Below are 11,130 nucleotides of genomic sequence, written 5' to 3'. Positions count from 1 at the left end.
GTTCGATCGGGTCTGTCAAGTTTTCGGTGTATCTCATGGTTGTTTGACTCTCAGTATCGGCGGCCGGCGGAGAGCCGTCCGTCGAAGGTGATCTCGAACGCGTTGAGGGCGCCCTTCCAGCGCTGTGTCCAACGTGCTCGTCCCTTGCCTGTGGGGTCCAGCGCCATCACAGCGAGGTAGACGCACTTGAGTGCGGCCTGCTCGTTGGGGAAGTGCCCGCGGGCCTTGACGGCCTTGCGGATCCTGGCGTTGACCGACTCGATCGCGTTGGTGGTGCACACGATCCGGCGGATCTCTTTGTCGAACTGCAGGAATGGCACGAACTCCGGCCACGCGTTCTCCCACAAACGCACGATCGCCGGGTACTTAGCGCCCCATACTTCGGTGAACTCCAGGAACCGGTCCTCGGCCGCGGCGACGGTGTCGGCGGTGTAGATCGGCCGCAGCGCGCGGGCCAGCTTGTCCCAGTCCTGCCTTGCCGCGTAACGGAACGACCCGCGAATCAGGTGCACCACGCAGGTCTGCACGATCGTTTGCGGCCACACGTTGCCCACCGACTCGGGCAACCCCTTCAGGCCGTCGCACACCAGCATCAACACGTCGGCGACGCCACGGTTCTTGATCTCGGTCAACACCTGCTGCCAGTACTTCGCGCCCTCGCCGCCGTCCCCGGCCCACAGCCCGAGGATGTCGCGGTTCCCGTCGACAGTGACCGCCAACGCGACGTAGATCGGCCGGTTCGCGACCTGCCCGTCGCGGACCTTCACATGAATCGCGTCGATGAACACCACCGGATACACCGGGTCCAGTGGTCGGTTCTGCCACTCGCCCATCGAGTCCAGGACCTTGTCGGTGATCGTCGAGATCGTGGTCTTCGACACCTCAGAGCCATAAACATCGGCCAGATGCGCCGCGATGTCGCCATGGGTCAGCCCGCGAGCCGACAGCGACAACACCACGTCCTCGATCGCCCCCAAACGCCGTTGCCGCTTCGCCACCACGACCGGCTCAAACGACCCGGCCCGATCCCGAGGCACAGCGATCTCGACCGGGCCGGCCTTCGTCAGCACCGTCTTCGACCGCGTCCCGTTACGAGCGTTGTCGCTGCCCTCGACCCGCTCGTGCTTGTCATAGCCCAGATGCGCGGTCATCTCGCCCTCCAGGGCCGACTCCAGGACCAGCTTGGTCAGCTGAGCCAGCAGCCCGCCCTCGCCCTCCACGGACAGCCCCAGCCGCTGCGCGTCGCCCACGAGCTGCGCCACCAAATCCTTGTCCACCAGCGGGGGCGTTCCCGTCGCCGTCACCTGGTCCTCGACCTCCATCACGACCGCCTCAGCGACCGGCTCAACCTGCATCCTCATCGGCTACCTCCTACATCGGAGTTACACCGGAAAACGTACAGTCCCGTTCGATCTCAGGATCGGTGATGCTGGCCTCCTGGCACACCAGGATGGCGCGTGAATGGTGCGGAATCATGGAGGTGAGGAATCCCTCGTCGCCTACCCCCACCTCGTTGCGGCCCATGAAGAACTGGGCTGGCGCGGTGTTTCCGGACAGCGGAGTTGATTGGTTTCTCTTACGCTGCCAGTGCTGGCTGTTGGTTACTGTAGTGGACCTCGTTGGGCCTGCGGTAGCCGAGGGCGGAGTGCCGGCGGCGGCTGTTGTAGAACCCCTCGATGTAGGCGATGACGTCACGTCTGGCACGTTCTTTCGTCGCGTAGACGGTGCGGTAGACCCGCTCGTTCTTCAACGCGGAGAAGAACGATTCGGCCATCGCGTTATCCCAGCAAACGCCCGTGCGTCCCATCGAGGACCGCATGCCCAGCCCTGCCACCAGTGCCCGATAACCGGCCGAGGTGTAGACGGCAGGTTCAGGGGGTCGATGCAACACCGGCCTGTGGTGGGGAGGATAGCTGCTCGGCGTAGACCTCGGCAGGAGTTCGCCATCCGAGGACCTTGCGGGGTCGTCTGTTGAGGGTGAGGGCGATGGCTGCAACCTCCTCGGCGGACCATCGTGATAGGTCGGTTCCCTTGGGGAAGTACTGGCGCAGCAGGCCGTTGGTGTTCTCGTTGCTCGGACGCTGCCATGGTGAGTGCGGATCGCAGAAGTAGACCGCGACGCCAGCGTCTATCTTGAGCTGGACGTGCTGGGCCATCTCCCCGCCCTGGTCCCAGGTCAGCGACCGGCGCAGCTGCTGGGGCAGGTCGCCCAGCTGGGCGGTGATCGTGTCCCGGACGGCCTGGGCGCCGTGACCTGCCAGGGGTGGCCCGTTCTTGACGTACGGGACCTCGCCGAAGCCCCCCCCCCATCCTGGGCAGGTGCAGCAGCATCGTGTATCTGCTGGTGCGCTCCACAAGCGTCCCGATCGCTGACTTGTCCAGCCCGATGATCAGGTCGCCCTCCCAGTGACCGGGTACCGCCCGGTCGTCCGCCTCGGCAGGCCGGGCGGAGATCTTGACCTCGTCGGTGACGAAGGTGCGGCCGCTGCGGCCAGTCCTGGCGCGTGGCTCGCGCAACGCGCGGCCGGTGCGCAGGCACGCGGTCAGCTCCCGCTTCAGCGCGCCGCGGCCCTGGACGTACAGCGACTGGTAGATGGTCTCGTGGCTGACCCGCATGGACTCATCGTCGGGGAAGTCGACCTTGAGCCGGTTGCTGATCTGCTCTGGGGACCACGCGGTGCCCCAACGGCGGTCCTGCCGACGCCCGTGCCGGCGACCGGCCCAGGGTACGTCCGGGCCGGCGATCGGTCGCCCGTCGGCGTCGGTGACCGCCCCGGAGAGCTTGTCTTCCACGTAGGCGCGCAACCGCGGGTTGGTCGCCAACTTCGCAGGTTTGGGGCGCTTCGCGGCCTGCTGCGCCTTCCACTGCGCCACGCTCGCCCGGTAGGCATGCTTCCCGGCCCGCGTGGCCGCGTTACGGCGCAGCTCCCGTGAGATCGTCCCCGGGTCCCGCCCGATCGCCCAGGCGATCTCACGCACGCCGTAGCCCTCCACCTTCAGCAGGGCGATCTCCTCCCGCTCGGCGAAGGACAGGTAGCGGCCGGTGGGCTCGGCCAGACTGATCGGGCTCATCCCGCCAGCGTGGCGAAACCACCGGGACCCCACGGGCGTCGACACGCCGACCCGCTCAGCCGCCTCCTCCGTCGAGACGCCGGCGGCGATCAGTCTCCAGAACTCACGCTGCACCGCACGCGAGGGCTCCGGCCGCCCCGGGGAACGCATCGCCGGCCGCAACGCCCGGTCCGCTCCCCACTGTCGACGAGCACCCGCCGGCCGCTGTGGCCACGGCTTCCTGGAACTACCCAACACACACCTCCGTCATCGAGGTGTTGCGACGACCACTTGATTCCGCCGACGCTGCCACGGTCGCAGTGGAAGATCGCGTCAGTCTCGATCACTGCCGTCGCGGCCGCGTTACGCAGCGCGGTCTCGACGAGTTCGGTGCGCATGTGATCAGCGATCGACCAGCCGACGACCTTCTTCGAGTAACAGTCGATCACCGTGGCCAGGTAGATGAAACCCTGCCAGGTGTGGATGTAGGTGATGTCGCCGACGAACTTCACCCCGGGCCGCTCGGCAGTGAAGTCCCGTTTCACCAAGTCAGGCATGCATGCCGCAGCTTCCGCGTCTGCTTGGGTTGTGACCCGAAACGGGCGCGGTTGGCAAGGCACCAGGTGTTCCTGCCGCATGATCTGGCGCACCAGCTCCGGTGAACACTCCACGCCCTCAGCCGCAAGGTCGGCGTGGATGCGTCGATAGCCGTAGGTGCCGTCAGAGGCCGTGAAGAAGTGCCGGACCCGTGCAGCCAGTGCTTCCCGGCGCGCGGCGGTCGCTGACTGCGGGCGCTTGAGCCAGTCGTAGAACCCCGAGGTTGACACCGCCAACCACAGGCACATCTTCCACACCGGGGTCGTCTCGGTCGGGTCGTTTCGGAGGGAATCGATGTACTCGTACTTGCCCACTACCGCGGTTCCCTCGCGAAGTAGGCCGCGGCGTTTTTTAGGAACGCCGTCTCCGCACGGAGCTCCTGATTCTCCCGCTCGAGTTCCTTCAACCGAGCACGCTCGGTGACCGTCAGCTCCGTCTCGGTGCCCCCGTGCGCGTCGCGGTACTTGATCAGCCAGTTTGCAGCGTCTCCGAGCCGACACCGTAGGCCTCAGCGACCTCCCGGATCGGTTTCGAGGTCGAGATCACCTCCTGGCACAGCTCGTCCTTGAACTCCTGGCTGAATCGCCGTCATGATGCACTCATCCTGCCGATCTCTCTTTCAGTAGCGCCCTCAGCTCAAGAGGGCCCACCGTCCGAAATCCCTAGGCCGCCCAGACACTCAGAGTGACAATCAGCCCGAGTGACACTCAGCCCGATCGTCGGCGGAGCTGCCAGCGGCGGGTAGGTGGCCGGGCTACAGCGCCGCGCGCAGGGACGCGCCCCACCGTCGGGCACGGTCCAGCTCGCCGTCCTTGAGCGGGCCGTACTTGCCCTGAACGATGAACCCCTCCGGCTTGGCCACCCTCCGGTAGCCCTTCTCCTCGAGTTCCTTCGCGATGGTGGGCGCGCCTTTGCCGAAGGGACCGCGGACCTCGGTGTCGAAGGAGGCGAACGCGGCCGTGCCGGAGGGCAGCGCGTCCAGCCAGTCGCGGATCGACGGCCCGCTGAGGTCAGGTGCGGGGGCGCCCGGCTCGGGGTGCTCGGCGATGTCGTGCCGCGTCCGCTCCGAGGAGAGGTGGAAGGCGAACACCGGCCCGCCCGCCACGATCAGGTCCGCCCCTGCAAGGTCGTCGGCCCCGGCGTCCTTGGTGGGCAGCGCGACGGCGCCCTCACCGATCCCCTCCGCCACGGCACGCGCGACGGCCGCGGTGTTTCCCCACAGTGACTCGTAGACAACAACGGCCTTCATCGCCCGTCCTTCCCGATGCGGCTTAGCCTACGCGCGCCGCCCCGGCGCCGCCGTCGAGCGTGCACGAAACGCCGTCTGAGGCGGGGTTCGGCGTCGCATGCGACACCGACGTGCCACTGGGGCGGCGTGTTGTGCCAGGAATGGGCAGGGTGTGGGGGAGAGGGTCAGCCGGGAGGGTCGGCCGCGACCTGCGCCGACGAGGTGGCCGGATGGAACCGCGACAGCAAGACCACGCCGGTCACCGCCAGGCCCGCCGCGGCCACCATCATCGCCGCCGCCGACGGCGTCACCTCCGCCCCCTCGCCGAGGACCACGAAGCCGAACACCACCGCCGCGATGGGCCCGAAGGCGTTCATGGCGCCCACCACCGTCTCGGCCGGGCCGTTGGCGTAGCCCTGCTGCATGAAGGCGGTCGCGGCCAGCGAGCCCACCACCATCATCACGGCCAGCGTCCAGAAGGTCGCGGACTGCGCCCACTCGCCGTCGGCGACGATCTCCCCGACCGCCTTCATCAGCCCGGCCTCCAGGCCGAAGATCGTGGCGCTTGCCGAGGCCCACGCAAAGCAGCGCCACCGCTGCGGGCCGCGCCAACCCACCACGGCGAGCCCGCCTGCCACGGCGAAACCGGCGAGGGCTCCGCCCACGAGGTAGGCGTCGTCGAACACGTCCTCCTCGACGGCGTGCTGCACCGCCACCACGGCGAACCAGATGGTTCCGGCCACCGCGAGGCCGACGGCACCCCACAGCCTCAGCGGGAGCCTGTGCCCGTGGATGCGGCTGGCGAGCAGCACCGTCCACGGCACCGCCAGGATGGCCAGGGGCTGCACCACGCTGACCGGCGCCATCAGCAGCGCCACCACCGAGATGATCGCGCCCACGCCGTTGAGCACCATGCCGAGCCACCAACGCGGGGAGCGCACCAGCGCCCACAGCTGCCCGCCGCTCAGGCTCGTGTCGTGGCCTTCGCCGTCCGACTGCTCGCCGACCACCGTGTGCTGGACGGTGGCAGCGGCCGCGAAGAAAACAGTGGTGACCACGGTCAGCGCTATGGCCAGGGGGATGTTCTGCTCCATGTGGGGCCCTTCTCACGTGCGGTGGCGTGGCCCGCGCCTGCAGCGTAGCCACCTGGATGTCCGCGCGGACTACCCAGTTCGGGTGATGTCCAGGGCCGGATCGGGGGAAACGATGGCTGGGCCGACCACGAAGGAGATCATCAATGGCGAAGGCACTCTGGACGACGGCGGTGGTGGCGATGTCGCTGCTGCTCGCCTCGTGCGCATCCGCGACCCCTGCCGCCCCACCCTCGTCGGGGGACCTCGTGGGCGTCACCTGGCTGCTGGAGAATCTCGCCGGCGAGGCCCCCGTGGACGGTTCCCCGGTCACGGTCCACTTCGCGGACGACGGCGCCCTCTTCGGCTCGGGCGGCTGCAACCGATTCTCGGGCACCTACGAGATCGACGGAGGCACCCTCACCGTCGGGGACGCGCTCCCCTCCACCATGATGGCCTGCGCCGACGACGTGATGGCGCTCGAGTCCGCCTTCTTCACCGCACTCACCAGCGCCCGCGGGTTCGCCGTCGAGGACGAGACGCTGACCCTCAACGACGAGAGCGGCGCGGCCCTGGGCACCCTAGCAGCCCAGTCGCAGGACCTGGCCGACACCACCTGGAACATCACCGCCTACAACGACGGCGTCTCCGCCGTCGTGAGCGTCCTCGAGGGCGCCGAGGCCAACCTCACGTTCGCCGACGACGGCACCATCTCCGGTACCGGCGGCTGCAACCGGGTGCTCGGCAGCTACACCGCCGGCGACGGCACCATCTCGTTCGGCATCCTCGCCAGCACCCAGATGTTCTGCGGCGCAGATGGTGTCATGGACCAGGAGGCGGCCGTCATCGCGGCCCTGGAGAGTGCCGCGACCTTCAGCATCGAGGGCGACATGCTCGAGATGCGCACCGCCGACGACGCCATCGCCGTCCAGTTGACCCGCGCCTGACGGCGCACCCACACCACACCATCGCCAGACGCAAGGACACTCCATGACCCACGCAGCCCCGTACCCCCCGTTCTCCCTCCCCACCCGTGAGCTGGCGGTCACCGTCGGCGAGTTGCCCGACGGCATCGACGCGGCCGCTCACATCGTCTTCTCCGGCGAGCAGCCCCCGGCGGCCAGCGGCATCTCGGCCGAGCGCGCCGCCTCGCTGGGCTTCGACGCCGCCGTCGGCAAGACCCTGGTCCTCGTCGGCCCCGACGGCCCGCTCACCGTGTTGGTCGGCGGCGGCGACCGCAGCACCGCGGACGCCACCGTTCTGCGAGACGTGGTGTCCCACTTCGCCCGCGCCGTCCCCGGCCAGGACCGGCTCGCCGTCGTTCTTCCGCAGACCTCCACGAGCGTGTCGGACACGGTGGTGGCGGCCATCGAGGGCGCCGCCCTGGCGCGCTACGTCTATCGCATCGGTGAGGACGGCCCGGACGCGAAGCTCAGCGCGTTGGCGCTGGTCTGCGACGAGGGGGCGGTCGCGGAGGCCGAGGCCGCCGTCGTCCGCGGTTTGCTGCTGGTCAAGGCCACCAAGCTGGCCCGCGACCTCGCCGGCACCCCCGGCGGCATGCTGACCGCCACCAAGCTCGGAGAGATCGCCCTCGAGATGGGCCCCGACGCCGGCCTCGAGGTGCAGGTCTTCGGCGAGGAGGAACTCGTCGAGCTCGGCTGCGGCGGCCTGCTGGGGATCAACCTCGGCAGCGTCGAGCCGCCGGCCATGATCAAGCTCGTCTACCGCCCCGAGGGTGAGCCCACCGGCAAGCTGGCACTCGTCGGCAAGGGCATCATGTACGACGCGGGTGGCCTGGCCCTCAAGCCCGGGGACGAGGTGCACGCCGTGATGAAGAACGACATGGCCGGCGCCGGTGCCATCCTCGCCGCCATGACGGTGCTGAAGGACCTCGGCTGCCAGGCTCAGGTGACCGGCTACCTGATGTGCACCGACAACATGCCGTCGGGCTCCGCGCTGCGGCTGGGCGACATCGTGGCCATGCGCGGCGGCAAGACGGTCGAGGTGATCAACACCGACGCCGAGGGCCGCATGGTCATGGGCGACGCCCTGGTGCTCGCCACCGAGGAGCCGGTGGACGCCATCGTCGACATCGCCACCCTCACCGGCGCGGCGCTGCGCACCCTCGGCACCGACATCGCGGCCGTGCTGGGCAACAACGAAGCTCTGATGAACCAGGTGAAGGCCTCCGCCGAGCGGGTCGACGAGCCGGTGTGGGAGCTGCCGCTGGCCAACCGCTACCGGCCCGAGCTGGACTCGACGCTCGCCGACCTGCGCAACATGGGCGGCGCGAACGCGGGCACCATCACGGCGGCCCTGTTCCTGCAGGAGTTCGTCGCGGGTAAGCCGTGGGTGCACATCGACATCGCCGGCACCGCGCAGTCCTGGACCGCAAGCAAGTGGCGCAACAAGGGCACCACCGGCTTCGGCACGCGTCTGCTGATCGACCTGGCCCTGAACTTCAAGGCCTGACGGAAGGAGTGGGGGGCAAGATGACCGCGAAGCCAGTGGAGGACATGGAGTCGGCACCCGGAGGGTTGCTCGGTGCGGTGGAACGCATCGGCAACAAGGTGCCGCACCCGGTGCTCATGTTCGGGTACCTGATCCTGCTCGTCATCGTGCTGTCGTGGGGGTTGAGCCTCGCGGGCGTGAGCGTTACCGAGCAGGTGGCCGTGCCCATCGCCGAGGGCGCCCCCGATTACGACTACTACGAGGACACCACCCAGCCCGGGCTTGCGCCCGGCACGCCCCCCTATGACGAGGACTGGACCATCGTCGAGGAGACCATTCCCATCAAGAGCCTGCTCTCGGTGGAGGGCATCCGGTTCATCTTCTCCTCCTTCGTGAGCAACTTCGCCGGGTTCGGCGTCGTCGCGGTGACGTTCATCGCCATGATGGGCGCAGGCGTCGCGGAGGAGTCCGGGCTCCTGGGGTCACTGATCCGCAAGCTGGTGGGCGCCGCCCCGAAGTGGGCCCTGACGTTCATCCTCATCCTGGTGGGTGTGGTGTCGTCGGTGGCCTCGGACGCCGGGTACCTCATCCTCATCCCGTTGGCGGCGGCGGCGTTCGCCAGCGTCGGTAGACATCCCCTGGCGGGCTTGGCCTCGGGGTTCGCGGGTGTCGCGGCCATCTTCATGGTCAACATCTCGTTGACTCCCACCGATGCGATGATCACGGAGATCGCGAACGAGTCACTCGCGCTGGCAGGCGGCGAACCCATCACCATCGTGGCCAATTATTACTTCATGGTGGCGTCGTCCCTTGTCATGGCCATGGTGGCCGCGGTCATCACCGAGAAGATCGTCGAGCCGAGGCTGGGGCCCTGGACGCCCGAGCCTGGGGCAGTCGTCCACTCCGACGCGGGCGACATCCCGGCGGACGCGGACAAGCGCGGCAGCCGGTTCGCCCTCATCGGATTCCTGATCGTGATGGCCATCGTGTCCCTGGCCACGTTCCTGCCCGGCGCCCCCCTGCGGGACCCCGAGACCGGAAACATCATCGGCAACACGCCGTTCATGGACAGCCTGCTGTTCATCATCATGCTGGCCTTCCTCGTCTCCGGCGTGGCCTACGGGGCGGGCGCAGGCACCATCAAGGGCAGCTCGGACGTGATCAAGGCCATCACCAAGACGTTCGCCGGCCTCGGTGGCATGGTGCTGATGCTGCTGATGATCAGCCAGTTCATCGCCTACTTCAACTGGACCAACCTGCCGCGCGTCATCGCCGGCTCGCTGGCGGAGCTGCTGGAGCAGGCCAACATCGGCGCCATCCCGCTGCTCATCGGGTTCGTGCTGGTGATCGTGCTGCTGGACTTCATCATGCCCGGGGCGCTGCCCAAGTGGGCCATCTTCGCGCCCATCTTCGTGCCGCTCTTCATGCGTCTCGGTGTGGCCCCGCAGACCCTGCTCGCGGCTTACCGCGTCGCGGATTCGCCCGTCAACGCACTCACGCCGCTCATGGTCTACCTGCCCTTCATCGTCACCATCGCCCAGCGCTACACGAAGAAGGCCGGCATCGGGACGGTGGTGGCGCTCATGCTGCCCTACTCCGTGATCCTGCTGGTGGTGTGGACCGTCATGTTCATCGCATGGTTCGCGTTGGGCATCCCGCTCGGGCCGGGCTACCCGCCGAGCGTCCCGTGACGGGCACCCGGGAGGCGTCCCTCATTCCCTCCCATGTCTCGACGGGAAGCCTCCCGGGTGCGTCCACTGTCTCGGCCCTGGTGGCCGAGGCGCACGAGCGGTACCGCGACACCGCGGAGGGGCAGCCCTCCCAGGTGTACCCGGCGCTCGCCGCCGCAGACCCGGGCATGTTCGGGGTGTGCGTGGTGGGCGTCAACGGCGCGGTCTTCACGGCGGGGGACGCGGACCATCCGTTCACCATCATGAGCGTGGCCAAGCCCTTCGTCTTCGCGCTCGTGTGCCGCGCGCTGGGGGCCTCGGAGGCCCGTCGACGGGTGGGCGCCAACGCCACCGGCCTGCCGTTCAACTCCGCCGCCGCCGTCGAACGCTCACCCGACGGCCGGACCAACCCGATGGTCAACCCAGGGGCCATGACCGCCACCAGCCTGGTGCCCGGCGATGGCGAGGCGAAGTGGACCGCCATCGTCGACGGGCTGTCAGCCTTCGCGGGGCGTGAGCTGGAGGTGGACGAGGAGACCTACGCGTCGGCGTCGGCCACCAATCACGTCAACCGGGCGGCGGCCAACCTGCTGCACAGCCGGGGCGTGCTGGGCGCGGACCCGGACCTCGCCCTGGACCTGTACACCCGCCAGAGCTGCCTCCGGGTTACGGCTAGGGACCTGGCCACCATGGGCGCCACGCTGGCCGACGGCGGGGTCAACCCGGTCACGGGCGTCCGGGTGCTCGACGAGGACCTCTGCCACCCGGTGCTCGCGGTGATGCTGACGGCGGGGCTCTACGAGACCTCGGGGGACTGGCTGTACGAGGTGGGCCTGCCGGGCAAGAGCGGCATCGGCGGCGGGATTGTCACCATCTCCCCGGGCAAGGGCGGCCTGGCCACGTTCGCGCCGCCGCTCGACGAGGCCGGCAACAGCGTCAAGGGCCAACTGGTGGCGCGCCACCTCGCCAGGGGTCTGGGGCTGGACCTGCTGCAGTCTCGGGCCGAGCCGGACACCGCCGCCGCCGAGACCGGCCGGGGAAGCGCCTGAGCCTCGGCGCCCCG

The 11,130-nt window shown here is 68.8% G+C and carries 7 protein-coding genes and 3 pseudogenes; 4 read left to right on the top strand and 6 right to left on the bottom strand.

Annotated elements, in window-relative coordinates; all coding sequences use genetic code 11:
- Positions 1 to 50: 50 nt before the first annotated feature.
- From QH948_RS07515 to QH948_RS07490, 6 genes and pseudogenes are all read right to left on the bottom strand, one after another.
- Positions 51 to 1,322, bottom strand: coding sequence for an IS256 family transposase (locus QH948_RS07515; RefSeq protein ID WP_281146164.1), 1,272 nt, complete (start codon positions 1,320 to 1,322; stop codon positions 51 to 53).
- Between the two features lie 254 nt (positions 1,323 to 1,576).
- Positions 1,577 to 1,867: pseudogene (locus QH948_RS07510) on the bottom strand (integrase core domain-containing protein); the annotation flags it as partial.
- A 4-nt stretch (positions 1,868 to 1,871) separates the two neighbouring features.
- Positions 1,872 to 3,222 (bottom strand): annotated as a pseudogene (locus QH948_RS07505) (IS30 family transposase).
- A 131-nt stretch (positions 3,223 to 3,353) separates the two neighbouring features.
- A pseudogene (locus tag QH948_RS07500) lies at positions 3,354 to 4,206 on the bottom strand (IS3 family transposase); the annotation flags it as partial.
- 196 nt (positions 4,207 to 4,402) lie between these two features.
- Positions 4,403 to 4,897 carry a flavodoxin family protein gene (locus QH948_RS07495; RefSeq protein ID WP_281143850.1) on the bottom strand — a complete coding sequence of 165 codons (495 nt, stop codon included), beginning with the start codon at positions 4,895 to 4,897 and terminating at the stop codon, positions 4,403 to 4,405.
- 164 nt (positions 4,898 to 5,061) lie between these two features.
- On the bottom strand, positions 5,062 to 5,970 hold the full coding sequence (locus tag QH948_RS07490) for a DMT family transporter (RefSeq protein WP_281143849.1): 909 nt from the start codon (positions 5,968 to 5,970) through the stop codon (positions 5,062 to 5,064).
- Positions 5,971 to 6,113: 143 nt separating this feature from the next.
- Here QH948_RS07490 and QH948_RS07485 point away from each other — a divergent pair, with 143 nt between their 5' ends.
- The 4 genes from QH948_RS07485 (at position 6,114) to glsA (ending at position 11,116) form a co-directional block, all read left to right on the top strand.
- Positions 6,114 to 6,893: an META domain-containing protein gene (locus QH948_RS07485; RefSeq protein WP_281143848.1), complete on the top strand. Its 780-nt coding sequence runs from the start codon at positions 6,114 to 6,116 to the stop codon at positions 6,891 to 6,893.
- A 43-nt stretch (positions 6,894 to 6,936) separates the two neighbouring features.
- Complete coding sequence (locus tag QH948_RS07480; RefSeq protein WP_281143847.1) at positions 6,937 to 8,418, top strand: leucyl aminopeptidase family protein; 1,482 nt, start codon at positions 6,937 to 6,939, stop codon at positions 8,416 to 8,418.
- 20 nt (positions 8,419 to 8,438) lie between these two features.
- Positions 8,439 to 10,088, top strand: a complete 1,650-nt coding sequence (locus tag QH948_RS07475; protein WP_281143846.1) for an AbgT family transporter — start codon at positions 8,439 to 8,441, stop codon at positions 10,086 to 10,088.
- Positions 10,089 to 10,168: 80 nt separating this feature from the next.
- The gene (gene glsA / locus QH948_RS07470; RefSeq protein WP_281143845.1) at positions 10,169 to 11,116 is read left to right on the top strand and encodes a glutaminase A; all 948 of its coding nucleotides are present in this window, start codon (positions 10,169 to 10,171) and stop codon (positions 11,114 to 11,116) included.
- Positions 11,117 to 11,130: the final 14 nt, after the last annotated feature.

Origin of the sequence: Tessaracoccus lacteus, from assembly GCF_029917005.1 — a bacterium.
Taxonomy (GTDB): domain Bacteria; phylum Actinomycetota; class Actinomycetes; order Propionibacteriales; family Propionibacteriaceae; genus Arachnia; species Arachnia lactea.
Note: the sequence above shows the minus strand (reverse complement) of the source record. Positions and strands in the feature narration are given on the sequence as shown.